Annotated in this window: 24 protein-coding genes; 9 read left to right on the top strand and 15 right to left on the bottom strand. The window is 71.0% G+C overall.

Annotated features, from left to right (window positions below; translation table 11 throughout):
• Positions 1–248: 248 nt before the first annotated feature.
• The 6 genes from MED15_RS09465 to MED15_RS09440 form a co-directional block, all read right to left on the bottom strand.
• Complete coding sequence (locus MED15_RS09465) at positions 249–1256, bottom strand: LacI family DNA-binding transcriptional regulator (protein WP_112584215.1); 1008 nt, start codon at positions 1254–1256, stop codon at positions 249–251.
• Positions 1257–1275: 19 nt separating this feature from the next.
• Positions 1276–2688: a GH1 family beta-glucosidase gene (locus MED15_RS09460; RefSeq protein WP_112735379.1), complete on the bottom strand. Its 1413-nt coding sequence runs from the start codon at positions 2686–2688 to the stop codon at positions 1276–1278.
• A complete protein-coding gene (locus MED15_RS09455) occupies positions 2685–3518 on the bottom strand; it encodes a carbohydrate ABC transporter permease (RefSeq protein WP_091402792.1) in 834 nt (277 codons plus the stop codon). The genes MED15_RS09460 and MED15_RS09455 overlap by 4 nt, the downstream gene beginning before the upstream one ends.
• Positions 3515–4507: a carbohydrate ABC transporter permease gene (locus MED15_RS09450; RefSeq protein ID WP_112735377.1), complete on the bottom strand. Its 993-nt coding sequence runs from the start codon at positions 4505–4507 to the stop codon at positions 3515–3517. The genes MED15_RS09455 and MED15_RS09450 overlap by 4 nt, the downstream gene beginning before the upstream one ends.
• Before the next feature lie 71 nt (positions 4508–4578).
• Positions 4579–5883 (bottom strand): ABC transporter substrate-binding protein, encoded by a 1305-nt coding sequence (locus tag MED15_RS09445; protein WP_112584218.1) that lies wholly within the window; start codon positions 5881–5883, stop codon positions 4579–4581.
• 219 nt (positions 5884–6102) lie between these two features.
• A complete protein-coding gene (locus MED15_RS09440) occupies positions 6103–6861 on the bottom strand; it encodes a maleylpyruvate isomerase family mycothiol-dependent enzyme (protein ID WP_112584219.1) in 759 nt (252 codons plus the stop codon).
• Positions 6862–6930: 69 nt separating this feature from the next.
• Here MED15_RS09440 and MED15_RS09435 point away from each other — a divergent pair, with 69 nt between their 5' ends.
• Complete coding sequence (locus MED15_RS09435) at positions 6931–8013, top strand: UDP-N-acetylmuramate dehydrogenase (protein ID WP_208646607.1); 1083 nt, start codon at positions 6931–6933, stop codon at positions 8011–8013.
• 10 nt (positions 8014–8023) lie between these two features.
• On the opposite strand, the gene MED15_RS09430 is transcribed toward MED15_RS09435, so the two are convergent.
• Both MED15_RS09430 and MED15_RS09425 read right to left on the bottom strand, forming a co-directional pair.
• Positions 8024–8812, bottom strand: a complete 789-nt coding sequence (locus MED15_RS09430; RefSeq protein ID WP_112735373.1) for a class I SAM-dependent methyltransferase — start codon at positions 8810–8812, stop codon at positions 8024–8026.
• 62 nt (positions 8813–8874) lie between these two features.
• Positions 8875–9636, bottom strand: a complete 762-nt coding sequence (locus MED15_RS09425; RefSeq protein ID WP_091402775.1) for an SDR family oxidoreductase — start codon at positions 9634–9636, stop codon at positions 8875–8877.
• 205 nt (positions 9637–9841) lie between these two features.
• Here MED15_RS09425 and mshA point away from each other — a divergent pair, with 205 nt between their 5' ends.
• From mshA to MED15_RS34675, 3 genes are all read left to right on the top strand, one after another.
• The gene (gene mshA / locus MED15_RS09420) at positions 9842–11206 is read left to right on the top strand and encodes a D-inositol-3-phosphate glycosyltransferase (RefSeq protein ID WP_112605244.1); all 1365 of its coding nucleotides are present in this window, start codon (positions 9842–9844) and stop codon (positions 11204–11206) included.
• Positions 11207–11261: 55 nt separating this feature from the next.
• Positions 11262–11777: a type III secretion system chaperone family protein gene (locus MED15_RS09415; protein WP_112605262.1), complete on the top strand. Its 516-nt coding sequence runs from the start codon at positions 11262–11264 to the stop codon at positions 11775–11777.
• A gap of 373 nt (positions 11778–12150) precedes the next feature.
• Entirely contained in the window at positions 12151–13119 is a 969-nt protein-coding gene (locus MED15_RS34675; protein ID WP_425271077.1) for a hypothetical protein, read from the top strand.
• 365 nt (positions 13120–13484) lie between these two features.
• Here MED15_RS34675 and MED15_RS09405 read toward each other — a convergent pair whose 3' ends face one another.
• Together MED15_RS09405 and MED15_RS09400 are read right to left on the bottom strand one after the other, a co-directional pair.
• Positions 13485–14780 carry an MFS transporter gene (locus MED15_RS09405; protein WP_112735369.1) on the bottom strand — a complete coding sequence of 432 codons (1296 nt, stop codon included), beginning with the start codon at positions 14778–14780 and terminating at the stop codon, positions 13485–13487.
• Positions 14781–14854: 74 nt separating this feature from the next.
• Complete coding sequence (locus MED15_RS09400; RefSeq protein ID WP_112735368.1) at positions 14855–16135, bottom strand: MDR family MFS transporter; 1281 nt, start codon at positions 16133–16135, stop codon at positions 14855–14857.
• 152 nt (positions 16136–16287) lie between these two features.
• Between MED15_RS09400 and MED15_RS09395 the strand changes: the two genes are divergently transcribed.
• A complete protein-coding gene (locus tag MED15_RS09395) occupies positions 16288–17055 on the top strand; it encodes a phosphoglyceromutase (RefSeq protein WP_091403562.1) in 768 nt (255 codons plus the stop codon).
• 64 nt (positions 17056–17119) lie between these two features.
• Here the strand turns inward: MED15_RS09395 and phoU are convergent, their stop codons facing one another.
• On the bottom strand, positions 17120–17773 hold the full coding sequence (gene phoU, locus MED15_RS09390; RefSeq protein WP_091403559.1) for a phosphate signaling complex protein PhoU: 654 nt from the start codon (positions 17771–17773) through the stop codon (positions 17120–17122).
• Positions 17774–17977: 204 nt separating this feature from the next.
• On the opposite strand from phoU, the gene MED15_RS09385 reads away from it, so the two are divergent.
• On the top strand, positions 17978–19261 hold the full coding sequence (locus MED15_RS09385) for a sensor histidine kinase (protein ID WP_112735366.1): 1284 nt from the start codon (positions 17978–17980) through the stop codon (positions 19259–19261).
• A gap of 24 nt (positions 19262–19285) precedes the next feature.
• Positions 19286–19969: a response regulator transcription factor gene (locus MED15_RS09380; RefSeq protein WP_030329696.1), complete on the top strand. Its 684-nt coding sequence runs from the start codon at positions 19286–19288 to the stop codon at positions 19967–19969.
• Positions 19970–20258: 289 nt separating this feature from the next.
• On the opposite strand, the gene MED15_RS09375 is transcribed toward MED15_RS09380, so the two are convergent.
• Positions 20259–21056: a DUF3109 family protein gene (locus MED15_RS09375; RefSeq protein WP_112584228.1), complete on the bottom strand. Its 798-nt coding sequence runs from the start codon at positions 21054–21056 to the stop codon at positions 20259–20261.
• An 80-nt stretch (positions 21057–21136) separates the two neighbouring features.
• Between MED15_RS09375 and MED15_RS09370 the strand changes: the two genes are divergently transcribed.
• Together MED15_RS09370 and MED15_RS09365 are read left to right on the top strand one after the other, a co-directional pair.
• Complete coding sequence (locus MED15_RS09370; RefSeq protein WP_112584229.1) at positions 21137–22081, top strand: Ppx/GppA phosphatase family protein; 945 nt, start codon at positions 21137–21139, stop codon at positions 22079–22081.
• Positions 22082–22156: 75 nt separating this feature from the next.
• A complete protein-coding gene (locus MED15_RS09365; protein ID WP_112584230.1) occupies positions 22157–22963 on the top strand; it encodes a sugar phosphate isomerase/epimerase family protein in 807 nt (268 codons plus the stop codon).
• A 31-nt stretch (positions 22964–22994) separates the two neighbouring features.
• Here MED15_RS09365 and MED15_RS09360 read toward each other — a convergent pair whose 3' ends face one another.
• The 3 genes from MED15_RS09360 to MED15_RS09350 are packed head-to-tail and all read right to left on the bottom strand — an operon-like array spanning position 22995 to position 25042.
• Entirely contained in the window at positions 22995–23582 is a 588-nt protein-coding gene (locus MED15_RS09360; RefSeq protein ID WP_091402753.1) for a CGNR zinc finger domain-containing protein, read from the bottom strand.
• Between the two features lie 19 nt (positions 23583–23601).
• Positions 23602–24768 (bottom strand): glutathionylspermidine synthase family protein, encoded by a 1167-nt coding sequence (locus MED15_RS09355; protein WP_112584231.1) that lies wholly within the window; start codon positions 24766–24768, stop codon positions 23602–23604.
• Between the two features lies 1 nt (position 24769).
• Positions 24770–25042 carry a hypothetical protein gene (locus MED15_RS09350; protein ID WP_225855034.1) on the bottom strand — a complete coding sequence of 91 codons (273 nt, stop codon included), beginning with the start codon at positions 25040–25042 and terminating at the stop codon, positions 24770–24772.
• Positions 25043–25086 lie beyond the last annotated feature (44 nt).

Here is a 25086-nt window from a genome sequence, read left to right as displayed (position 1 = left end):
CGGAACAGCTTGGCACGGGCAGCAGCGCGACAGGATCCGGCATGTGGGCGAGGCTAACCAAGATCGTCCGCCCGAGCGACGCATTAACCATGTGCTCCCGCGGCCTGCGACCGACCTGCAGGCAGCAACTTCAGGGAAATAGTGGCCTCCCGGCGCTCGGAGACCACTACTTCCCTGAAGTTGTGCGGATCTTGCAGGGCGGGGCGGCGCGGACCGGACCGGACCGCGGGGCGGGCGCGGAGGCGCGCTCAGGCGGAGGCGCGGCGGATCAGCTCGGTGGGGAGCATGACCGCCTGCTCGATGCTCTCCCCGGCGGCCAGCCGGAGCAGTTGGCGGGTCATCCGGCGGCCGAGTTCCACGATCGGCTGCCGGACGGTGGTCAGCGGCGGCTCGGTGTAGGCGGCGGTCTCGATGTCGTCGAAGCCGACCACCGCCACGTCGTCGGGCACCCGCCGACCTGCCTCGCGCAGCGTCCGCAGGGCGGCGTGGGCCATCAGGTCGGAGGCTGCGAAGACGCCGTCGAGGTCGGGATGCTCGGCGAGCAGGCGGCGCATCGCCGCCGACCCGGATTCCCGGGTGAAGTCACCGATGGCGATCAGCTCGGGCAGCCCCGCGTCGGCGACAGTGCTGCGGTAACCGCTGAGCCGTTCGATCCCGGCGACCATGTCCTGTGGCCCGGCGATGGTCGCGATCCGTCGACGACCGCTGTCGATCATGTGCCGGACGGCCGCGGTGACCCCGGCCACGTGGTCGACGTCGACGTACGGGACTGGCACGTCGCCGAGCGGGCGGCCGCTGACCACCACCGGGATGCCGAGTCGGGCAAGCGTGCCGGGCAGCGGGTCGGCACCGTGCAGCGACGCGAAGAGCACGCCGTCGACGTGCCGGCCGGTGGTGTACCGCTCGACCCGGTGGTGCCCGGCCGGCGAGCCGGCGAGCATCAGCACCAGTTGCTTGTCGGCCGCCTCCAGCTCCTGGCTGACGCCCCGGATGATGCCGGGGAAGACCTGGTCGTCGGAGAAGACCCGGGTGGCAGCCTCCGGCATGACCAGGGCGATCGAGTCGGTGCGCTGGGTGACCAGGCTGCGGGCCGCCAGGTTGGGGACGTACCCCAGCTCGGCGACCGCCCGGGTGACCGCCTCGCGGATCGGTTCGGCAACGGTGGTGGAGCCGTTGACCACCCGGGAAACGGTGGCTCGGGACACTCCGGCCCGCGCTGCCACCGCTTCGAGCGTCGGCCGCTGCGCCGTCGTCATCGCGCTTTCCCCCCGCTCGTCACAGCCCGTTCCGGGAGATCACCTCCTGGTACCACCGGGCGCTGGCCTTCGGTGTGCGCCGCTGGGTCAGGTAGTCGACGTGCACGATCCCGAACCGCTTGCGGTAACCCTCCGCCCACTCGAAGTTGTCCAGGAATGACCATACGAGATAACCGCGCAGGTCCACGCCCCGGGAGATCGCCTCGTGCGCCGCACGGAGATGCCCGTCGAGGTAGGCGATGCGATCGGCGTCGATCACCTGCGTCGGCCCGTCGGGCGAGTCGGCGCCGGGCTTGTCGGGGAACGCCGCACCGTTCTCGGTGATCAGCAGCGGCACTCCGGGGTAGTCGGCGGCGATCCGCTCCAGCAGCCGGGTGAGCCCGGCCGGTTCGATCATCCAACCCATGTCGGTGAGCGGCCCGGCCGGCGGCAGGAAGTGCACAGCGCCCTCGGTGCCCGGATACGCGCCGTTGCCGGCACCGTCGGGCCGACCGGCCACGTAACTCGGGGCGTAGTAGTTGATGCCGAGCAGGTCGATCGGGGCGGCGATCACCTTCTCGTCGCCGTCGCGGATGAACGTCGGCTCGACGATCCGGGCCACGTGCTCGCGGACGTCGTCCGGGTAGCCGCCGGCCAGCAGGGGGTCGAGGAAGATCCGGTTGTGCAGGCCGTCGACCAGGCGGACCGCGGCGGCGTCCGCCGCGCTCTGCGGGTCGGCCGGGCGTACGTCGGCCGGGTTGACTGTGATGCCCACGCTGCGCGCGCCGGCCGCCCGCAACGCCCGCGCCGCCAGGCCGTGCCCCAACAGCAGATGGTGTACGGCGGTGAAGGCCGCCGCCGGATCCTGCTCGCCCGGAGCGTGCAGGCCGTTGGCGTAACCGAGGTAGGCCGAGCACCACGGCTCGTTGAGCGTGGTCCACACGTCGATCCGGTCGCCGAGGCGGGCGTACACCGCGGTGGCGTAGGTGGCGAAGTGTTCGGCGGTGTCCCGGTTGGTCCAGCCACCCCGGTCACCCAGGGCCTGCGGCAGATCCCAGTGGTAGAGGGTGACGATCGGGTCGATTCCCCGGTCGAGCAGCGCGTCGGTGAGCCGGTCGTAGAAGTCCAGCCCACGGGGGTTGGCCGGGCCGGTGCCGTCGGGTTGGATTCGCGGCCAGGCGACCGAGAACCGGTACGCCCGCAGGCCCAGCTCGGCCATCAGCGCCACGTCGTCGGCGTACCGGTGGTAGTGGTCGCAGGCGACGTCGCCGGTGTGGCCCTGGTAAACCTTGCCCGGCGTACGGCTGAAGGTGTCCCAGATGGACCGACCGCGACCGTCGTCGCGGGCCGCACCCTCGATCTGGTACGCGGCGGTGGCCGCCCCCCAGAGGAAGTGTTCGGGAAACCGGATCTCGTTGCTGGACCGGTTGGTTGGCTCGCTCCGCTCGTTCACGCCTTGACCGCACCTTCCATGATTCCGCCGATGATCTGCCGGCCGAACAACACGAAGACCAGTAGCAGGGGCAGCGTCGCGATGGCCGTTCCGGTGAACACCTGCGACATGTCCTGGTAATACCCGTCCGACAGTGCCCGTAGGGACAGCTGCACTGTCGGATTCGCCGGATCGTTCAATACAGCGTACGGCCAGAGAAAGTCGTTCCAGGTGGTCATGAAGGTGAGCAGACCGAGGACTGCGGCGGCGGGACGCAGGGCGGGCAGCACGACGTGCCACCAGATCCGGGCGGTGCCACAGCCGTCCATCCGGGCGGCCTCGATCAGCTCGTCGCTGATGGCCTGGCCGGCGTACTGCCGCATCATGAACACCCCGAACCCGGTGACCAGCACGGGGACGATGACCGCGGGCAGCCGGTCGTTCCAGTGCAGCTTGGTCATGAGCAGGTAGAGCGGGATCACGCCGAGCTGCGTCGGCACCATCATGGTCGCGATGATCACCAGCAGCATGGCGTTGCGGCCACGGAACCTGAGCTTGGCGAAGGCGAACCCGGCCAGGCTGGAGAAGAACACCACGGAGACGGTGACCGTGGTGGCCACGATCGCCGAGTTGATCAGGCCGGTCAGGAAGTACGCGTCGGTGTTGTCGAACAGGCGGGCGATGTTCGCGCCCAGGTTGCCGCCGGGGGTGACCGGGGGTGGCAGTTGGCCCATCGCGTCGTTGCTGCGGCTGGCGACGACGAACATCCACCAGATCGGGAAGACCGACAGGCCGGCGGCGACGACCAGGGCGAGGTAGGTGAGCGGGCTGGCCCGCCAGAGTCGGCTCATCGCGCCGCTCCCTTCTGCGGTCGATTCCCGCCGCCGAGTCGGCGCAGGATCAGCACGTTGACCGCCGCGACGATCGCGATGAGCGCGAAGAGCAGCCAGGCCACGGCCGAGCCGTACCCGAAGTTGTAGTGCGGGGCGAAGGCGTTCTCGAACATGTACATGGTCAGGGTCTGCGACTCGCGCAGCGGTCCGCCCCGGATCGGGTTGGTGCCGGAGTGGAACATCCGGGGCTCGGTGAAGAGTTGCAGGCCGCCGATGGTGGCGATGATCGTGCAGAAGATGATCGTCGGTTTGAGTAGCGGCACGGTGACCGACCAGAACTGGCGGGCCCGGCTGGCGCCGTCGATCGCCGCCGCCTCGTACAGGTCGCGGGGGATGGCCTGCATGGCGGCCAGCAGGATCAGCGCGTTGTAGCCGGTCCACCGCCAGTCGACCATGGCGGAGATGGCCACCCAGGAGGCGAACCGGTTGGACTTCCAGCCGATCGGATCCATCCCGACCAGGTCGAGCAGCCAGTTGATCATGCCGAACTCGCGGCCGAAGAGCACCCCGAACACGATCGCCACCGCAGCGGTGGACGTGACGTTGGGGACGAGCACCGCCATCCGCCAACCGGTGCGTGCCCGCAGGCCGCGGTTGAGCAGGTTGGCCAGCCAGAGCGCGGCGAGCAACTGCGGCACCGTGGAGATCACGAAGATGCCCAGCGTGTTGACAAGCGCGTGCCAGAAGTCGGTGTCGGCGAGCAGCCGGGTGTAGTTCTCCGCCCCGATGAAGGGGTGGTCGGCACCGAGCAGGTCCCAGTCGTGCAGCGACACCCAGAAGGTGTACGCCAGCGGGTACGCCCCGAAGATGCCGAAGATCAGGAAGAACGGGGCGATGTAGAGGTACGGCGAGAAGCGGGTGTCGAATCGACTGAGCCGACCCGAGGATTGGCGGGGGCTACCGCTTGCCGGTGTGGCCGGCGGACGGGCGTCGAGCTGGACGGTCATGCCCGAGGACTCCTTTCCGTCGTGCGGGCGGGACCTGTGCTTCCGAGGCCCGCCCGCACGCTCGCTCGGGGCTACTTGGCGGCGGCCTTCTTCGCGTTGGTCACCGCGTCGGTCCAGCCCTGCGCGGGGTTGCGCTGACCCAGCTCCACGGTCCGTACGGCGTTCTCCACCTCGGTCCGTACGGCCTGGTTCTTCGGGCCCATGTAGACCGGCTTCAGGCTCTTCGCGCCGGTGCCGAAGATGGCGCCGACCGGTGCCCCCGAGAAGTACGCGTTGGTCGCGCCGGTGATCGCCGGGTCGTCGAGCGCCTGCGGCGAGGAGGGCAGCGGACCCTTGGCCTTGAACGCCCCGATCTGCCCCTTGGCGCTGGTCAGGAACTTGGCCAGCTTGATCGCCTCGGCCTGGTGCTTGCTCTGCTTGGGAACGGCGAGGTGCGATCCACCCCAGTTGCCGCCGTTACCCGGCACCCGGGCGATGTCCCACTTGCCCTGTGCGTCAGCGCCGGCGTTGGCCTCGATGACGCCGGTCATCCAGGCGGGGCAGGCGATGGTGGCGAACTTCGACTGCTTGAAGGCGGACACCCACTCCTCCGACCAGGAGCCGTATTTGCCGGAGAGGCCCGAGTCGATGATGTCCATAGTGGTGTCGTAGGCCTGCCGCACGGCCGGGTTGCTGTCGACGACCAGCTTCTCGCTGGTGTCGTAGTAGCTGTAGCCGGTCGTGTTGCCGGCGGTCTGCAACAGGATGGTGTTGAAGGTGTTGGTCGCCCCGTCGAGGAAGGACGCGCCGGTCTTCGCCGCGGTGAACCGCTCGCCGGTGGCGATGTAGTCCGGCCAGGTGGGCCAGAGCTTCGAGACCGCGTCCCGTTCGGTGGGCAGGCCGGCCTTCTGGAAGAGGTCCTTGCGGTAGCAGATGGCGATCCCGCCGACGTCGGTGCCGAGGCCGATGAGCTGCTTGCCATCGGCGGTCAGGCCGGCGTTCCACTTCCACTCCAGGAAGTTGCCCTTGAGGTCGGCGGCGCCGTGGTCCAGCAGGTTGACGAAGTTCGCCGGATTGGCCTTGTACTCGACCAGCAGACCCTCCTCGATGGCCACCACGTCGCCGGCGCCCCGGCCGGCGGCGAGCCACTGCGTGAGCTTCGGCGAGTACTCGTCGAGGTTGGTGCCGGTGCCGCGCTCGACGATCTTCACGCCGGGGTTGGCGGTCATGTACTCCTGGTAGAGCTGCTCGTAGCCGAACTGGCCGAAGACGTCGACGGTCAGGGTGACCGGTCCGTCGCCTGGCTCGTCACCGCCGCCGCAGCCAGCGGTGACGAGCAGGGCGGTGGCGGCGGCGAGGGCCACCGCGGCGAGGCGGCGGCGCGGGAAGACAGCCATGGTTTATCGACCTCTCTCAAGGCGGGCGGGTGATGGCAGATGGCTAAGAGAGCGCTCTCACGACAGGGTGGTGGGTCGTCAACCCGCTGTCAAGAGAGCGCTCTCTCAGCGTTGTGGTCCCGTGATGGACGGCCGCCGGAGCACAGCGCGCCCAGTGCGCCGAACGCCGACGAGGGCGCCACCCCCGCCGGGGTGACGCCCTCGTTCGTGGTGCGTCGGTCAGCCGGTGCGCAGACCGTCCAACAGGGTGCGGTCACCGACGACGTCCAGCGTCTCGAAGCTCACCCGCCCCCAGAGCGCCAGCAGCAGGTCGCTCGCGGTGCCGCTGACCTGGGCGCGGGCGTGGTGATCGTCGTGGTCGAAGATGGTAGCGGTGTCGAGCAGCGCCACCCCCTCGCCGCGCAGCCGCAGATACCACTCCTGGGCCGCGTCGGTCGCGCAGAGCTGCACCACCCCGTGCCAGTCACCCGGCACCTGCCGCCGGCCCGCCGGCAGCCAGGTGTCCAGCACCTCACTCACCCCGTCGGCCGCGAGCTTCGCCTCGACCGGATCGCCAGCCCCGATGGCGAGCTGGGCGTCCCAGCGGTGCACGGCCGTCTCGTGCGCCATCCGACGCGGCCAGAAACCGGCCTTCTTCGGCTGCGGGGCCCAGTTCCACGCCGGTGCCTCCGGGTCGATCCCGTCGAAGAGGGTCATCACCCGGTCGTAACCCTGCTGCCACAGCTGGAGCGCGTTCACGCCCGGGTCGGCCTCGATCTTCTCCCGCCGAGGCGGCTGGCTGGTCTGGCCGGAACCGGCGAACGACGACACCCAGTGGTAGATGCCGGCCATGTGCAGTGTGACGTCGTTGACCGTCCAGCCCGGACAGGACAGCACCGGTGTCTCCGGCGGCGCCTCGGCCACCGCTGCCGCGAAAGCCGGACCCTCCGTCCGGAGCGCCCCGATCCAGAAATCCTTGCTGCCCTGCAGTCTGCTCATCGCCATCCTCCCGGGGGTGCCGGGCGACCAGTGGGTGCCACGGCTACTTGTCAGCCTAAGGTGAAGGGCGTGCCAGACGCCTCCGCCCAGCCGACAACCGACGCCGATCGTGCCATCCCCGGTCCACTCGCCGGCTACACCACCCTCCGAACGGGTGGGCCGGCTGAGCGGATCGTGGCCGCCGGCAGTGCCGACGAACTCGTCCGGGCGGTACGCGCCGCGGTGGAGCCGGTCCTGATCCTGGCCGGGGGCAGCAACGTGGTGATCGGCGACGCCGGCTTCCCCGGCACCGTCGTGCTGGTGCGCTCCCGTGGCATGCGGGTCATCGCCGAGGACGCCACCTCGGTCACCGTACGGGTCGACGCCGGCGAGCCGTGGGACGACCTGGTCGCCGCCACGGTCGCCAACGGCTGGGCCGGGCTGGAATGCCTCTCTGGCATCCCCGGCTCGACCGGTGCCACCCCGATCCAGAACGTCGGCGCGTACGGCCAGGAGGTCGCCGAGACGATCACCGGCGTCGAGGTGTACGACCGGGTCGAGGGCACCCGTCAGGTCATCCCCGCCGCGGACTGCGGCTTCGCCTACCGGGGCAGCATCTTCAAGTACGTGGACCGCTGGGTGGTGCTCTCCGTCGACTTCCGACTCACCAGGTCTCCGCTCTCCGGGCCGGTGCGCTACGCGGAGCTGGCCCGAGCCCTCGGTGTCGAGGTGGGCGACCAGGTGCCGCTGGCCGACGCCCGAGCGGTGGTGCTGCGGCTGCGGGCGGGCAAGGGGATGGTGCTCGACGCCAACGACCCGGACACTCGCTCGGTCGGCTCCTTCTTCACCAACCCGGTGCTCGACCGCGCGACGTACGAACAACTCCTGGAACGCTCCGCCGAGCTGGGCGACCCGCCCGCCTGGCCGGGGGCGGACGGTCTGGTCAAGGTGAGCGCCGCCTGGCTGATCGATAAGGCCGGCTTCGCCAAGGGCCACCCCGGCGAGGGTGGGGTGGCCATCTCCAGCAAGCACACCCTGGCCCTGACCAACCGCAGCGGCACCGCCCACACCAGCGACCTGCTCACCCTGGCCCGCACCATTCGCGATCAGGTCCACGCCCGCTTCGGCGTAACCCTGCACCCCGAACCAGTCCTCATCAACTGCACCCTCTGACCCTGCAGGGTCAGGGGAGGGGCCAGGTGAGGGTCAGCTCGCCCTGACGCCAGCGGGTGGGGTTGTCGTGGACGGGCCAGCCGGTTTCGTGGAGACGGGTCACCGCGTGCAGCCAGCGTTGGCGGGGGCCAAAGGTGGCGTACGGGGCGGCGGCCTGCCAGGCGCCGGCCAGGGCGCGAATCAGCGCGTGCACCGGCTCACCGGGAACGTTGTGGTGGATCAGCGCCTTGGGCAGCCGCTCGGCCAGCTCGGCAGGGCTGCCCAGCGTGGTGAGCTTCGCGGCCAGGGTCAGCGTCCGGGGGCCGTCGGCGTCGATCAGCAGCCAACTGGCGAGCCGCCCCAACTCGTCACACGTGCCCTCGACGAGCACTCCGCCGGGGGCGAGCGCGGCGGTCATCGTCTGCCAGGCTTCGGCCACCTCGCTCTCGTCGTACTGTCGCAGCACGTTGAACGCGCGGACCAGCACCGGCCGGAGCCCGGCCAACTCGAACCCACCCCGGGCGAACGTCAATCCGGGTGGGTCGGCGGCCGGCGCCGCGGCCGCCACCCGGGCCGCGTCGATCTCCAACCCGACCAGCCGTACGTCCGGACGAACCCCGGCCGCCAGTCGAGCGCGCAACTCCACAGCGGTCACCGGGGTGGCGCCGTAGCCGAGGTCGACCACCAGGGGGTCGTCCGCCGCCAACAGCCGGTCGGCGCAGGTGGCGACGATCCAGTTGTCCACCCGACGGAGCCGGTTCGGGTTCGTCGTGCCGCGGGTGACCACGCCGACCGGCCGGCGCCGCGCCGCAGGGCTCATGTCGACCTCCGGGCCAATCTCCGTTCGCGACTGCGGGGCTCGAAAACCCGGCTCACTTCTCCCTAGACCCGGTGCACCTTGTGCTGGGCGGCCTGTGCCCGGGGCCGGACCACCAGCCGGTCGATGTTGACGTGCTCGGGGCGGGTGGCGCACCAGGCGATGCAGTCGGCGACGTCCTCGGCGACCAGCGGCCCCGGCACCCCGGCGTAGACGGCGGCGGCCCGTTCCGCGTCGCCCTCGAAGCGGACCAGCCCGAACTCGTCGGTCTTCACCATGCCCGGGTCGATCTCGATGACCCGCAGCGGCCGACCACACAGCTCCAGGCGCAGCGTGCCGGCGATGGCGGTCTGCGCGTGCTTCGCGGCGGTGTAGCCGCCCCCGCCCTCGTACACGGTCAGGCCGGCGGTGGAGGAGACCACCACGATGGTGCCGGAGCCGGATGCTTCCAGCGCCGGCAGCAGGGCCTGGGTGACCCGCAGGGTGCCGAGCACGTTCACGTCGTACATCCACTGCCAGTCGGCGACCGAGCCGGACTCCACCGGGTCCAACCCGCGCGCTCCGCCGGCGTTGTTGACCAGCAGGGTGACCGGCCCGGGTGCCTGGGCGGCGGCCTCGGCCAGCCGGGCCACCGACTCGTCCGAAGTGACGTCGCAGGTCACGGCGGTGGCCTGCCCGCCGGCGGCGGTGATCTCGGCGACCAGGTCGGTGAGCCGCTCGGCGCGACGGGCGGCGGCGAGCACGTGGAAGCCCTCGGCGGCGAGCCGGCGGGCGGTGGCCGCGCCGATCCCGCTGGACGCTCCGGTGACGATGGCGACTGAGGTCATCCCGACATTGTCACCCTGGGCGTACGAGCCGCCCCGACCGGGCGTACGGCAGCCATCGGCGGGCGTTCGGTGATGAGGTCCGTCACGCCGAGGGGCCGCGCTGGGGAATTTCCGAAGCCCGATGGGGAAGATGACATCCGGCGTACAGGTTGACCGAGAAGCGCCGGTCGTGCGAGACGGCATCAACCGTGATGAAGGAGCGGATGTGGCGGAAATGCACACCGGTGTCGGGCGTCAGCGAGGTGCCCGACCGTGGCCTCGGCCGCGCCGCATCGCCACCCTGTCGGTACACACCTCCCCCCTGCACCAGCCCGGCACGGGTGATGCCGGCGGAATGAACGTCTACATCCTCGAAGTCGCCCGGCGTCTCGCCGAGGCCAACGTGGAGGTGGAGATCTTCACCCGGGCCACCTCCGGTGACCTCCCCCCGGTGGTCGAGATGGCGCCCGGCGTGCAGGTCCGGCACATCACCTCCGGCCCCCTGGAGGGCCTCACCAAGGAGGAGCTGCCCGGTCAGCTCTGCGCCTTCACGGCCGGGGTGCTGCGTGCGGAAGCGTCCCGCCCGCCCGGCCACTACGACCTGATCCACTCCCACTACTGGCTCTCCGGCCAGGTCGGTTGGCTGGCCAAGGAGCGTTGGGGGGTGCCGCTGGTGCACACCGCGCACACCCTGGCGAAGGTCAAGAACGCCCAGCTCGCGGCCGGTGACCGGCCGGAGCCCAAGGCCCGGGTCATCGGCGAGGAGCAGGTCGTCGCCGAGGCGGACCGGCTGGTCGCCAACACCCGGGTCGAGGCCAGCGACCTGCTCGACCGGTACGACGCCGACCCGACCCGGGTGTCCGTCGTGCAGCCGGGCGTCGACCTCGCCCGGTTCCGGCCCGCGCCGGGCGACAGGTCCGCGGCCGCCCGCCAGGCCCGTCGCCGGCTGGGGCTTCCAGTCGACGGGTACGTGGTTGCCTTCGTCGGTCGGATCCAGCCGCTCAAGGCCCCCGACGTGCTGATCCGCGCGATCGCCGCATTGCGGGAGCGCGACCCGGCGCTGGCCGACAAGGTGACAGTGGTGATCTGCGGCGGGCCCAGCGGCAGTGGGCTGGACCGGCCGACCGCCCTGATCGAGTTGGCCGCCAGACTCGGGGTCGGCGACGGGGTGCGGTTCCTGCCGCCGCTCACCGGGGACGACCTTCCGGCCCTGTACCGGGCGGCGGATCTGGTCGCGGTGCCGTCGCACAACGAGTCGTTCGGGCTGGTCGCCCTGGAGGCGCAGGCCTGCGGTACGCCGGTGCTGGCCGCCGCCGTCGGAGGGCTGGTCACCGCCGTCCGGGACCAGGTCAGTGGCGTACTGATCGACGGGCACGACCCGGTGGACTGGGCCCGTGCGATGGGCAGCCTGCTGCCGAACCGGGCGCTGCGGTCGGTGCTGGCCCGAGGTGCCGAGCAGCACGCCCGGCACTTCTCCTGGGACCGCACCGTCGCCGGCCTGCTCGGTGTCTACGGCGAGGCGATCGCCGGGCACCGCGCCCGGCTCGCGGCCGACCTGGCCGGTGACCCGGCGCTCTCCTGCTCCTGGTGACCCGCGGCCCGTTGTCACCCGGTGCGCGAGCCGGGTCGGTCGTAGAGTGGGTCCGGTGAGCCCGAAGAGCGATCTTGCGACCCTGATCGAGTCGGTCTGCGCCGAGCGGGACCTGGCCTGGGAGTCGACCGGCCCCGGCTCGTATGCGGTGACGCTGCCGGGCACCCACAAGCTCAAGACGATCTGCAACCTGATCGTCGGCGAGCACGCGCTGCGGATCGAGGCGTTCGTGATGCGCCAGCCGGACGAGCGCCGCGAGGAGCTGTGGGCCTGGCTGTTGCAGCGCAACGCCCGGATGTACGGCGTCTCCTTCTCCACCGACGCGGTCGGCGACGTGTACCTGACCGGTCGGGTCAACCCGGCCGGCGTGGACGCCGACGAGTTGGACCGCCTGTTCGGCGCTGTGCTCACGTACGCCGACGAGTCGTTCGACACGATGCTGGAGATCGGCTTCGGCAGTTCGATCCGGCGCGAGTACGAGTGGCGGGTGAAGCGGGGCGAGTCGACCGCCAACCTGGCCGCCTTCGCCCACCTCTTCGAGCCCTCCGGCGCCGGCCCCGACCCAACCTGACCCACCGACGCGGCGACGCGGCGACGCCACTCGATCCTGGCTCCAGCACGAGCATGGCGAGTTGACTGTGGTTCGGAGTGCTCCTGACGGGTATGCCGCACCGCGCGGTGCGGCAAGGGACCCCCGCGCGCCGATGACGGAGTGCCAAGGAGCGGAGCGTCCCATGGCTCAGCGGAACAGCTCAGGTCGCGGCGCGACTGCGACCAGGACGAAGCGACAGGCCGGCAACCAGACGCCGGGTACGCCCGGAGTCTCCGAGTCGGAGATTTCCCGGATGCGGGTGGACGACATCCGCGGGCAGCTGCGTAAACGGGGGGTCTCCGGGATCTCCGCACTGCGCAAGCCCGAGCTGGTGAAACAGCTGGTGCGCTCGATGCGGGCCGGCGCGGGTCGGAGCAGCACCGGCCCGTCGGGCCGGGCCGCCGGCACCAGGGCGTCGGCGGGTCGTGCCGCCGCCACCAAGAAGTCGGCGGCCAGGCCGGCGTCGAGCCGCGCGAAGGCCGCGCCGGCGAACAAGAGCGCGCCCGCGAAGCGGGCCGCCGCAACGAAGGCGACCGCCGGGCGGAAGTCGACGGCGGCGGCGAAGAGGGCACCGGCGAAGAAGGCGACCGCCGCGAAGAAGACCACAGCGGCGACGTCGACGGCCGCCCGCAAGAGCACGGCCGCGAGCAGGACCACCGCCGCCCGGAAGACCGCCGCAGCGCGGAAGACCACGGCGGCCCGTAAGACAGCGACGGCGCGTACGGCGCCCGCGCGGAAGGCGCCGGCGAAGAAGGCGCCGGCCCGCCCGGCGGCGAAGCGCACGGCACCGGCCAAGAGCGCGGCGGCCAAGCGCACGACGGCGAAGCGCACGGCACCGGCCAAGAGTGCGGCGGCGAAGCGCACCACAGCGAAGCGCACGGCACCGGCCAAGAGCGCGGCGGCCAAGCGCACGTTGACGCCGTCGACCGGTGGCGGGACGGCGGCCGGCGGGATCCGGACCGGACGGGGTACGGGTCGGTCGGTCCGCAGTTCGCAGGTGATCTCGTCGATCGCGGACCGGCCGGAGCGGCCGGGGCGGAGTTTGATCACGGCGAACCATGAGGTGATCCAGCGCTGGGCCCAGGAGCGCGGGGCGAAGCCGGCGACCATCGCGGGCACCGAGCGGGATGGCCGGGCGGGTGTGCTGACCTTCAACATTCCCGGATACCGGGAAAGCAGCCGGATTCGCGAGATCACCTGGGATGAGTGGTTCTACACGTTTGACCTGCGGCGGCTGAACCTGATTTATCAGGAACAGTTGCGGGACGGCCGGCAGAGCAACTTCTTCCGGACCGAGTCACCTGATCGGGAAGACGGTTGAGGTGTTTGCGGGAATGGCCGACGGGTACCCGGCTGTTGCCAACGGACGAGGCCGGAGCAGCGGATACTCGCCAGTTGTGACCGGCGAGACAGCCGTTCTGGGTTGAATCCAGAATCCGGGCGAACTAGCTTTATTGCACCGCGCCACGTTTGGAAACGTTCGGGGGAGCGGCGGATCGATCAGATCCGCGCACCAGACGAGGCGCGAGGGGACGGGTGGAATAACCGTTGGGGGACGGTTCCCACCTGTTTGGACCGGCGGCGTGAGCGGGCGATGCTTACGGGGGTGAGTGTTGCCCGCCGCCGCCGGCCCCGCCGGCGGGCGCCCACCACGACCTCAGGGACGTGGTGGGCGCTTTGCGTCGGTTATCCGGTCGGTACGCGGTCTGCGGGGGTTGCCGGCTCCCTGTCGACAACCCGGCGCAGCGCGGCGACGTGCCGCTCCCGGGATGGTCCGGCGAGCAGGTGCCCGAGCGCGGCCAGCAGACCCAGCCCGCCCACGATCAGCCAGTGCCGGTCGCCGAGGTGCTGGAGGCTCACCCCGCCGAGGGTGGGTGCGACGAACGCCGCGGCTGGGAACGTCAGGTAGAAGACCGACTGGTAGCGCGCTCGTAGCTGCGGTGGCGCCAGGTCCGCGTTGATCTGCGCGTTGGGCGGGGCGGCGAGCATCGAGCCGACCGTCCAGACCACTGCGGCACCCAGGTAGATGGCCAGTTCGTCGGCGATGGCGAGCGCCCCGAAACCGAGCGCGAGCAGCGCCGTGGAGGCGGCCAGCACGATGTCCTTGCGGTGCCGGTCGATCAGCCGGGGCACGAACAACTGCCCGACCACGATCAGCGCGCCGCCGAGCGCCACCACCAGCCCGTACGCCGATGGGCCCAGGCCGTCCGCGCGCATGGCCAGCGGCATGATGGTCGACGTCTGCATGGTGAGTACGGCCAGCACGAAGGTGAGCCCGACGAACACCAGGAAGGTGCGGTCGGTGAGCGCGGTGTGCAGTCCCGGCCGACGGGTCCGGATGGATTTCGGTGCCGCCCCTGTGGCGGGCGGTGGGTCGGCCGCTGGCCGGGCCAGCCGCAGGGTTTCGGGCACCTTCCAGGCGATCACGGCTGCGGCGGTCAGGGTGGCGCCCGCGTCGACCAGGAACAGTGCGGTGAAGCTCGCCTCGGCCAGGACTCCGGCGAGCAGAGAGGCGACCGCCATGCCCAGGTTGAACGCCCAGAACTGAAGGTTGAACGCCCGCGAGCGACGCTCGGCGGGCACCACGTCGACGATCGCCGCCACGAACGCCGGGCTGGGCATCGAGTGGACCACGCCGATCAGCGCGGAGAGCACCGCGATCAGCAGCAGGGGTCGGGTGAAGGCGAGCGCCACCATCAGGCCGACAGTGGCCAGGTGCGCGGCGAGCAGGGTCGCCCGGCGTCCCCACCGGTCGGCGAGCACCCCGCCGAGCAGCACTCCGGCCGCCCCGCCGGCCCCGTACGCGCCGACCACGGTGCCGGCCAGCCCTTCGCTCGCGCCGCGTACGTCGGTGAGGTAGAGCGAGAGGAACAGCATGGCGAACGCGCCGGCCCGGTTGATCAGCAGGCCGGCCCAGAGGTACCAGAAGGTGGCGGGTAGTCCGCCTGCGGTGTCGTGCCACCAGCGCCGCAGGGCGTGCACCCGACCTCCCGACAGTTCAGGTTGTTAACTGTTTCCACTGCACAGTAGGAACTCCGGCACGGCCGCGCCACTCATTACGCCTCGGCGGGCTGTGGGGCACGGGACGTGGTGGCCGGTGCCAGTGCCTCACCGGAGCGCCGCAGCGCGGCCGCACGCCGTTCCCGGGCCGGCCCCGACACCAGGTGGGCCACCGCGGTCAGGAGGCCGAGCGCGGCGCAGCCGTACCAGAGGGTGTCGTTGCCAGCGTGCTCGCGCACCAGGCCACCGAGGATCGGCGCGCTGGCCCCGGCGATCTGCCACGAGAGGGAGAACACGCCCTGGTAGCGACCGCGCAGCTCGGCCGGGGAGAGCTCGGCGATCAGCGTGGAGTTGGAGGGCGAGTTCAGCATCTCGCCGACCGTCCAGATCAGCACTGTCAGCCCGTAGAACCAGGGGGTGCCGGCGAACGCGGTCAGCCCGAACCCCACGCCCATCACCACGGACGCCAGCGCGAGCACGTGCGAGCGGCTCCGACCCCGGATCAGTCGGGGCACGAAGAGCTGGCCGACCACGATGAGGATGCCGTTGAGCGCGATCACCGAGCCGTAGGTGGCGGGGCTCAGACCGTCGTCGCCCATCGCGATCGGCAGCATCGAGATGTGCTGGAGGAACACCAGCGCGGCGAACAGGTTGAGTGCCACGAAGCCGAGGTAGACCCGGTCGGTGAGGATCGTGCGCAGCGCGCCGCGCGGAGCCGCTGCCGCCGTGGCGGCGGTGGCGGGGCCTGTCTGTCGGGTCTCCGGCACCTTGCTGAAGATGATCAGCGCGGTGATCAGCATGGTGGCCGCGTCGACCACGAACAGCAGCAGGTAGTCGGCCTGGGCGGCCAGGCCGGCGAGGACGGCCGCGCAGGCGAAGCCCAGGTTGATCGCCCAGTAGTTGAGCGAGAAGGCGCGCAGCCGGTCCTTGGCCGGCACCACGTCGATCATCATCGCCCCGAACGCGGGCCGGGCCGCCTCGGCGAACATGCCGAGCAGCAGCGCGCCCAGCGCCACCGCCCAGAGATCCCGGGCCAGCCCGAGGCCGAGCATCATGGCCGCCGCGCCCACGTGGGCGGTGAGCAGCGTCGGCCGGCGGCCCCACCGGTCGGCCAGAGTGCCGCCGGCGGTCGTGCCGAACGCCCCGCCGACACCCCAGAGGCCGATCACCAGGCCGGCCTGCGAGGCCGAGAAGCCACGTTCCTGGGTCAGGTAGATGGCGAGGAAGACGAGGACGAACGAGCCGAGTCGGTTGATCAGGGTGCCGGACCACAGGTACCAGAAGGTGGTCGGTAGGCCGCCGGTGGTGTCCCGGAACCAACTCCGCATCGTCCGCATATGGCGCCCCGCTTGCAAGTAATGACCGATGTGACTGGCGTGCCTTACAACCCTAGTGGCGGCCGGATCTGCTGGTCATCAGCTTTTTCACGTGGTGGTCGTCACGACGGCTGCCCGCGTGTCCGTCGGGCGGTTGAGGCAGGATGATCCGCATGACTGCGAGCGAAGGGCCCACCGTCGGGACGCTGGTCCTGCTGCGACACGGTGAGAGCGACTGGAATGCCAAGAACCTCTTCACCGGCTGGGTGGACGTCGACCTGACCGAGAAGGGCGAGGGCGAGGCGCGGCGCGGCGGCGAGTTGATGCGCGAGCACAGCCTGCTGCCGGACGTCGTGCACACCAGCGTGATGCGCCGTGCGATCCGCACCGCCGAGCTGGCGCTCAACGCCGCCGACCGGCACTGGATCGCCGTACGCCGGTCGTGGCGGCTCAACGAGCGTCACTACGGCGCCCTGCAGGGCAAGAACAAGAAGCAGACCCTCGACGAGTACGGCGAGGAGCAGTTCATGCTCTGGCGCCGGTCGTACGACACGCCACCGCCGCCCATCGACGACAACGACGAGTGGTCGCAGGTGGGTGACCCGCGCTACGCGCTGCTGCCGACCGAACTGATGCCCCGCACCGAGTGCCTCAAGGACGTCGTCGACCGGATGCTGCCCTACTGGTACGACTCGATCGTGCCGGACATCCTGGCCGGCCGGACGGTGCTGGTGGCCGCGCACGGCAACTCGCTGCGCGCCCTCGTCAAGCACCTCGACCAGATCTCCGACGAGGCGATCGCCAAGCTGAACATCCCGACGGGCATCCCGCTGCGCTACGACCTCGACCCGCAGCTGCGCCCGCTCACTCTGGGCGGCACCTACCTCGACCCGACCGCTGCGAAGGCAGCCGCCGCGGCGGTGGCCAACCAGGGGCGCTGAGCCACCAGAAAAGGGGCCCCTCGTCATCGCGAAGAGCGATGGCGAGGGGCCCCTTCCGTGTCGGTCAGTTACTGCTGGGCGCGCTCTCCCCGGTGATCAGGTAGATCACGTGCTCGCCGGCGTTGACCGCGTGGTCGGCGAAGCGCTCGTAGAAGCGGCCCAGCAGGGTGGCGTCGATCGCCGTCTCCACCCCGTACGGCCAGTCGTCGCCGAGCAGCACGGCGAACAGGTTCTTGTGCAGCTCGTCCATGGCGTCGTCATCGCGGTCCAGTTCGCCGGCGAGGTCGGCGTCGGGCTTCGCCAGCACCGAACCGATCTTCACGGCCATCCGGTCGGCGATCTCGGACATCTCGGTGAAGACAGTCCGCAGCTCGGCCGGGACGGCGGGGGAGGGGTGCCGGCGCAGGGCGGTCTTCGCCACGTGCTCGGCGAGGTCGCCCATCCGCTCCAGATCAGCGGCCACGTGCAGCGCGGTGATCATCGCCCGGAGGTCGGAGGCGACCGGCGCCTGTCGGGCGAGCAGGTCACAGACCCGCTCCTCGACGTGCCGGTAGAGGTCGTCGATCTCGGCGTCCCGCTCGATGACCGTCTCGGCGGCCTGCCGGTCGGCGGTGAGCAGGGCCCGGGTGGCCTGGCGCATGGCGGCGCGGACGCCCTCCGCCATGTCCACCAGCAGTTGGCTGACGATCTGGAGGTCGGCCCGGAACTCGTCGCGCATCATCACGTCCTGTGGTCGGTCGCCGCCGACGGGTGCCGGCGCAGGGGGTTGAGCAGGTGCGACGCCAACGGTAGGGCGCGTGGACGGATCCCGGATGAACCACGGTGAACGACGCCAGACGTGGGGGTGAACACTTCCGTAAGTGAGGGTAGTTCGTCCCGTTCTGTGTGGTAGCCAGGTTAACAATGACCCTACGATCGCCGGGTGGAGTGGGCGGTGGCGGTCGTGGTGGCTCTGGCGTTGGTGGCCGGGATGGCCGCCGGTCTGCTGCTGCCCCGGTTCCTGCCGAGGCGGGACGGTCACTCCACGTCGACGGGGAGCGTCAGCTTCCGCTGGAGCAGGGGGAGGCCCGCGATAGCCGACGAGCAGCAGGCCGGGCTCGGCCGCCGGACGATCGACTCACTCCGGGCCGGTGTCGTGGTTCTGGACAACGACGACGTCCCCGTGTTGATCAACCCGGCCGCCCGCGCGATGGGGCTGCTGCGTACCGGCAGCACTCCGGGCTCAATCGCCGCGCACCCGCTGATCCGTACCCTCGCCGGCCAGGTGCGACGCACCGGCGTGCGACGCGAGATCGAGCTGGACCTGCCCCGAGGCCGCGACAGCGCGGGGGAGAACCCGCTCGGCGTGCACCTGCGGGCGATGGGTCTGGGCAACGGCTTCGTCGCGGTCGAGGCGGTCGACGTGACCGAGTCGCACCGGCTGACCCGGGTACGACGAGACTTCGTGGCCAACGTGAGCCACGAGCTGAAGACCCCGATCGGTGCCCTGCAACTGCTCGCCGAGGCGTTGCTGGACGCGACCGAGCCGGCCGACGCCGCGGTACCCGACCTCTCCGAGGACCTGGTGGCCGCCCGCCGGTTCGCCGAACGGATCCAGCACGAGTCGACCCGGCTGGGTCGACTCGTGCAGGAGTTGCTGGAGTTGACCCGGTTGCAGGGGGCTGAGCCGCAACCGCCACCGGAGCCGGTCGCGCTGGACTGGGTGATCGCCGAGGTGGTCGACCGGACCCGCACCACGGCCTCCGCCCGGGGTGTCGCGGTGACCGTGGAGGGGGCGCGTGGTCTCACCGCTTACGGCAGCGACTCCCAACTCGCCACGGCGGTGGCGAATCTGGTGGAGAACGCCATCAACTACTCGGGCGAGGACACCACGGTGCGGGTGACCCTCCGCGGCGACGACGAGCACGTCGAGGTCGCCGTCGCTGACCAGGGCATCGGTATCGCCCCCACCGACGTCGACCGGATCTTCGAGCGGTTCTACCGGGCCGACCAGGCCCGCTCGCGCGCCACCGGCGGCACCGGGCTCGGTCTGGCGATCGTGAAACACATTGCGAGCAACCATGGCGGACGGGTCGAGGTGTCGAGCACTCTTGGTGGTGGATCGACGTTCACCCTCCGGCTGCCCGCCAGTCCACCGGATGACCTCCTGGCGACACTGCCGCCGGTTGGGATCGAGTCCGGTCCGACTGGGCTACGGCAGGTCTGACAGCAAATGGAAAGGAAATCCCCGTTGAGCCGCGTTCTCGTGGTCGAGGACGAGGAGTCGTTCTCCGACGCCTTGTCGTACATGCTCCGTAAGGAGGGCTTTGAGGTTTCGGTCGCCGCGACCGGCACCGACGCCCTCACCGAGTTCGACCGGACCGGCGCCGACATCGTGCTGCTCGACCTGATGTTGCCCGAGATGTCGGGGACCGAGGTCTGCCGGCAGTTGCGGCAGCGCTCCGCCGTACCGATCATCATGGTCACCGCCCGGGACAGCGAGATCGACAAGGTGGTCGGGCTGGAGATCGGCGCCGACGACTACGTCACGAAGCCGTACTCGCCGCGGGAACTGGTCGCCCGGATCCGGGCAGTGCTGCGCCGGCAGAGCCCGGAGGTGGCCGAGGCGGGTGCGCCGACGCTGGCCGCCGGGCCGGTGCGGATGGACATCGAGCGGCACGTGGTGACCGTCGACGGCGGGGCCGTACAGCTGCCGCTGAAGGAATTCGAGCTGCTGGAGCTGCTGCTGCGCAACGCGGGCCGGGTGCTCACCCGCGGCCAGCTCATCGACCGGGTCTGGGGCGCCGACTACGTCGGTGACACCAAGACGCTGGACGTGCACGTCAAACGGCTGCGCTCCAAGATCGAGCCGGAGCCGTCCGCGCCGCGCTTCATCGTGACCGTGCGAGGTCTGGGCTACAAGTTCGAGCCGTGATCGGCGTACCCGAAGGGGGTCTGCGCTCGACGCAGGCCCCCTTCGGCCTGTCGGCCCTTGAGCGGCGGGCCAGCTCCGAGAGCTGAGCCACCTGCGCGGCGGGGCGAGTCCGTTGATGCGGCCCTTTGGAGCTGATGTCACAGACGAGTCATCCGCTGACGTCGTGGAGCCGGTGTCGTAGCGCCGATGCCGTACAGCCGGTGCCGTACAGCCGGTGCCGTACAGCCGATGTCGTAAACGAGTCAGCTCCAAAGGCGTTTCACCCGATGCACCGGCTCCTTGTCCGCGGCTAGACCTCGTCGGCCGGGTGCGGGGCGATCATGCCCTGCTTCGTTCTGGTCGCGCACAGCTCGGCCAGCCGCTCGTACGCGGCAGCACCGATCAGGGCGGTCAGCTCCGGGGAGTACGACAGGTACATCGGCTCGGTGCCGACGTGCGCGTCCGTCGAGGAGGTGCACCACCAGTCCAGGTCGTGCCCGCCGGCTCCCCAGCCCCGCCGGTCGAACTCGGACAGGGTTGAGACCAGCACCTTGCTGTTGTCCGGTCGCTTCACCCAGTCCTGATCGCGGCGGATCGGCAGCTGCCAACAGACGTCCGGCTTGTATTCCAACGGGTGCACCCCGTCGCGCAGCGCCTGGGCGTGCAGGGCGCAACCGCCCCCGCCGGCGAAGTCGGCGTCGTTGAGGAACACGCACGGACCGTCGGCCCCCTGGGTGGCGGTGCGGCGGGCCGGGTTCTTGCCGTCGATGGTGTCCTCGTCGGTCCAGTTCTTGAACCCGCGCCGGAAATGCTGCCAGGTCGACGGGGTGAGTCGCCGGACGGCGTTGCGAACCCGCTTCTCGTCGTCCGAGTCGGTGAAGAACGCCCCGTGCGAGCAGCAACCGTCGGCGGCCCGGCCGGCGATGATGCCGTGGCAGCCCTTGCCGAAGATGCAGGTCCAGCGGGAGAGCAACCAGGTCAGGTCGGCCCGGATCACGTGCGTCTCGTCGGCTGGGTCGGTGAACTCGATCCACTCCCGAGGGAAGTCCAGGGGCACCTCGCGACTGCGCGGGTCACCCGGGTCGTCCACCAGCACACGGAGCTCCATCGTCACTCGGCCCAGCGTACGCGCGGTCACGTCCGCAGGCCGGTGAGCCGCGCAAACGTGTTGCGCCTAGGGTCTTCACCATGCGACTGGGTGTCCTCGACGTCGGATCCAACACGGTGCATCTCCTTGTGGTGGACGCGCACCACGGCGCGCACCCGTGGCCGGCGCACTCCGAGAAGGTGGTGCTCCGGCTGGCCGAGCAGATCGGCCCAGACGGCGCTCTGACCGAGGCGGGCGCGGACGGCCTGGTCAAGGCGGTGGGCATGGCCAAGGCGGCGGCCACCGGGTTGGCGGCCGACGACCTGATCGCTTTCGCCACGTCCGCGGTGCGCGACGCCACCAACGCCGCCGAGGTGCTGGCCCGGGTCCGGGACGAGACCGGCGTACGCCTGGCGGTGCTCTCCGGGGCGGACGAGGCGCGGATGACGTTCCTGGCGGTACGGCGGTGGTTCGGCTGGTCGGCGGGCCGCCTGCTGGTGCTTGACATCGGTGGCGGCTCGTTGGAGATCGCCGCCGGCATCGACGAGGACCCGGACGTCGCGGTCTCCCTGCCACTCGGGGCCGGTCGGCTGACCCGCGAGCGTCTGCGGGTCGATCCGGCCAGTGCGGCCCCGCCTTCGGCGGAGGCCGTCGACAAGCTCCGCGAGTACGTGGACGGCCGGCTGGACAAGGTCGTCGACCAGATGACGGAGGTGGGCTGGGGCCGCGCGGTGGCCACCTCGAAGACGTTCCGCACCCTGGCCCGACTGGCCGGGGCGGCCCCGTCCGGTTCCGGGCTGTGGGTGCGACGCAGCCTGACCCGGGCCGGCTTGCGGCAGGTCATCGGTTTCATCCGGCACATCCCACCGGCGCAGTTGATGGAGCTGGAGGGGGTCAGCGCGGGTCGGGCCCACCAGTTGCTGGCCGGTGCCGTGGTCGCCGAGGCGGTGATGCGCCGCCTGGATCTGGACTCGCTGGACATCTGCCCGTGGGCGCTGCGGGAGGGTGTCATCCTCCGCCGCCTCGATCAACTGGAGCCGATCTGATCCGGCGGCCGTTTTCGGTCGATTTGCCGGCGCTCGTCACGATGCCCCCGGCGCTGCCGGGCTACGCTGGCTGATGTGACTTCCCGCGTTCCAGTGCTCCTGTCCAGCTCGTCGGTCTTTCCCGAGCCGACCGCGGCGGCGTTCCAACTGGCCGCGGCGCTCGGCTACGACGGCGTCGAGGTGATGGTCTGGACCGACGTGGTCAGCCAGGACGCGGGCGCTCTGCGCGGCCTCTCCACGCACTACGACGTGCCGGTGCTCTCGGTGCACGCGCCCTGCCTGCTGGTTACCCAGCGCGTGTGGAGCCCGGACCCGTGGGAGCGCCTGCGCAAGGCCGCCGAGCTGGCCGAGACGCTGGGCGCGCCGACTGTCGTGGTGCACCCACCGTTCACCTGGCAGCGCGACTACGCGCGCAACTTCGCCGAGGGTCTGGCCACCGTCGCGGACCGGTTCAGCGGGCTGCGCTTCGCTGTGGAGAACATGTACCCGGTGCGGATGGCGGGCCGGCAGTTCGTCCCGTATGTGCCCGGCTGGGATCCGACCGACGCCGGCTACCCGTCGTACACCCTGGATCTGTCGCACTGCGCGGCGTCGCACAGCGACCCCCTGGAGATGGCCGACCGGATGGGCGCCGGGCTGGCGCACGTACACCTCGGCGACGGCACGGGCGAGGGCCGCGACGAGCACCTGGTGCCCGGGCGCGGCACCCAGCCCTGCGGGGAGCTGCTCTCCTCGCTGGCCGGCCGGGGTTTCACCGGGGCGGTGGCGGTGGAGGTCGCCACCCGGGGCGCGAAGAGCCGCGCGGTGCGCGAGGCGGACCTGCGCGCCGCGCTGGAGTTCGCCCGCCAGCACCTGACCGCGTCGTCACCGGTCGACGCCTGACCCGTCCGCCCACGATCGGGCGGCAACGGTGTCAGCTGACCGGTGAGAGGGAATCGGCGGCGGAGGTCGGCTGCGGGGCGACAGTGACCTGCTCGCCGACCGCCGCCCGCTTGCGGGCCCGGTGCGCGGCGACGTGCGAGCGGGTGGCGCAGCGCTCCGAGCAGAACCGCCGGCAGCAGTTGGACGACGTGTCCAGGTAGACGTTGCCGCACCGCTCGTCGGCGCAGACCCCGAACCGGGCGCTGCCGTACTCGCAGAGCCAGACCGACAGCCCCCAGACCGCGCCGGCCAGATATTCGGCACTGACCGAGGCGCCCCGACTGGTCACGTGCATGTGCCAGTCGCTGGAGTCGTGCCCGGAGATGCGCGGCTGCACCGGGAACGCCTCGAGCAGCGCGTTCAGCTCGGTGACCGCCTGGGCGTCCCGCCCCGAGGTGCCGTACTCGAAGACGTCGCGCAACCGTTTCTGCGCCCGGCGGAAAATCGCCACGTCCCGGTCCGCGACCTCGTCGCGCATCCAGGCGTTCTCGTCGGGGAAGAGGGCCCGCAGGTCGTCGAGGTCGTCCAGGCGGGCGTTGACCAGGTCAACGCCGGTCCGGGCGTACGCGTCGAAGTTCACGCCCCCAACGGTAGACGACTCAGCGGGTGCGCGGCGCGTCGATGTAGTGCGGCAGGAAGCGCGCGTAGCCGTCGGTGATCAGACTCGCGCTCTCCCGCACACCCACGCCGGCCGATTCGCCGTCGACGATCCAGCTGCCCAGCACCATCCGGTTGCCGGCGAACTGCGGCAACGCCCGGAACTCCTGGTAGCACCAGCCCTCGTCGCCGTAGATCCCCGGGTTGGTGATCTCCTCATCGGCGGTGACGATGCGCACCGATCCGCCCTCGCGGCCGAGCAGCGGCTTGGCGACGTACTCCCGCATGCCGCGCGGCGAGTCGAGGTACGCCGGGAGCAGGTACTCGTGGCCGGGGTACAGCTCCCAGAGGACCGCGAGCAGCGCCTTGTTGGAGAGCAGCAGCTTCCAGGCCGGCTCGATCCAGGTGGTCGGGGTGCCCGGGGCCAGGGCCGCCGGCCCGTACGGCTCGGCCAGCATCCACTCCCACGGGTAGAGCTTGAAGCAGGTGGTCACCGGGTTGTCGTCGGCGTCGACGAAGCGTCGGCCGTCCCAGCCGATCTCCTGGATGGGTTGGAGTTCGACGCTCAGGCCGGCCTGTCGGGCGGTCTCGGCGAGGTACCCGGCGGTCATGTGGTCCTCGCCGGACTCCTCCTCGTTCGACCAGAGCACGTGCACCCGGGGGTCGTGCAGCCCCGCCCCGATCTTGGCCCAGGCGCCGACCAGCCGCTCGTGCAGGCTGTTCCACTGGTCCAGCTCCGGCCGGGTCTGCTCCAGCCAGTACCACTGGATGATGCTCGCCTCGACCAACGCGGTGGGGGTGTCCGCGTTGTACTCCAACATCTTCGGAGGCCAGGTGCCGTCGTACGCGAGGTCGAAGCGCCCGTACAGGGTCGGTGGCGCCTCCCGCAGCGACCGGGCCACCGCCTCGGCCGCCCACTCCGGGATGCCGAACTCGGCGTACCGGCGCTGCGCCACCACGTGCTCGGCGGCGGCCACCGACATCCGATGCAGCTCCTCGGTGGCCTCCTCCAGCCGCAGCACCTCGTCCAGGTCGAAGGCGTACGCGGCGGTCTCGTCCCAGTACGACATGATCCCGCCGTCGGGCAGCTCGGTGTCGACGTAGACCAGCCCCTGCGACCGGATGGTGGCGTCCCAGTCGGGGCGCGGCGTGACCGTCTCGCGGCGCACGTCAGCCGCCGCAGGCGGCGAGGTGGGTGCCGAATCCACCGCGTTCGGGCAGGGCGGCGGTGGTCGGCTCCGGGGCGGTGCGACCGGCGGCCGGGTCGGTGACGCGCATCGCCAGCGCGACGGTGTCGCCGCCGCCGACCGGCCCGAGGGCGCAGTCGTCGTCATCGTCGTCGTCCGAGGTCATGTTGCAGCCGGAGAGGGCGAGCGCGAGAGCGGTGAGCGCGCCGAGCTGCACGGAGGCCGAGCGGAGTCGGCGGCGGGGGCGTTGGTCCACGGCATCGTTGTAGCCGATCGACGCCACCGCCGCCGCCCCGCCCC

The organism is Micromonospora noduli, from assembly GCF_003264475.1.
GTDB lineage: Bacteria > Actinomycetota > Actinomycetes > Mycobacteriales > Micromonosporaceae > Micromonospora > Micromonospora noduli.
Note: the sequence above shows the minus strand (reverse complement) of the source record. Positions and strands in the feature narration are given on the sequence as shown.

Bases quoted from the DNA above. Each gene is read 5' to 3' on its own strand.
- MED15_RS09465 (WP_112584215.1), bottom strand. From the start codon at position 1,256: ATGACGACGGCGCAGCGGCCGACGCTCGAAGCGGTGGCAGCGCGGGCC.
- MED15_RS09455 (WP_091402792.1), bottom strand. From the start codon at position 3,518: ATGAGCCGACTCTGGCGGGCCAGCCCGCTCACCTACCTCGCCCTGGTC.
- MED15_RS09450 (WP_112735377.1), bottom strand. From the start codon at position 4,507: ATGACCGTCCAGCTCGACGCCCGTCCGCCGGCCACACCGGCAAGCGGT.
- MED15_RS09445 (WP_112584218.1), bottom strand. From the start codon at position 5,883: ATGGCTGTCTTCCCGCGCCGCCGCCTCGCCGCGGTGGCCCTCGCCGCC.
- MED15_RS09440 (WP_112584219.1), bottom strand. From the start codon at position 6,861: ATGAGCAGACTGCAGGGCAGCAAGGATTTCTGGATCGGGGCGCTCCGG.
- MED15_RS09430 (WP_112735373.1), bottom strand. From the start codon at position 8,812: ATGAGCCCTGCGGCGCGGCGCCGGCCGGTCGGCGTGGTCACCCGCGGC.
- MED15_RS09425 (WP_091402775.1), bottom strand. From the start codon at position 9,636: ATGACCTCAGTCGCCATCGTCACCGGAGCGTCCAGCGGGATCGGCGCG.
- MED15_RS34675 (WP_425271077.1), top strand. From the start codon at position 12,151: ATGCGGGCCGGCGCGGGTCGGAGCAGCACCGGCCCGTCGGGCCGGGCC.
- MED15_RS09400 (WP_112735368.1), bottom strand. From the start codon at position 16,135: ATGCGGACGATGCGGAGTTGGTTCCGGGACACCACCGGCGGCCTACCG.
- MED15_RS09395 (WP_091403562.1), top strand. From the start codon at position 16,288: ATGACTGCGAGCGAAGGGCCCACCGTCGGGACGCTGGTCCTGCTGCGA.
- phoU (WP_091403559.1), bottom strand. From the start codon at position 17,773: ATGCGCGACGAGTTCCGGGCCGACCTCCAGATCGTCAGCCAACTGCTG.
- MED15_RS09375 (WP_112584228.1), bottom strand. From the start codon at position 21,056: ATGGAGCTCCGTGTGCTGGTGGACGACCCGGGTGACCCGCGCAGTCGC.
- MED15_RS09370 (WP_112584229.1), top strand. From the start codon at position 21,137: ATGCGACTGGGTGTCCTCGACGTCGGATCCAACACGGTGCATCTCCTT.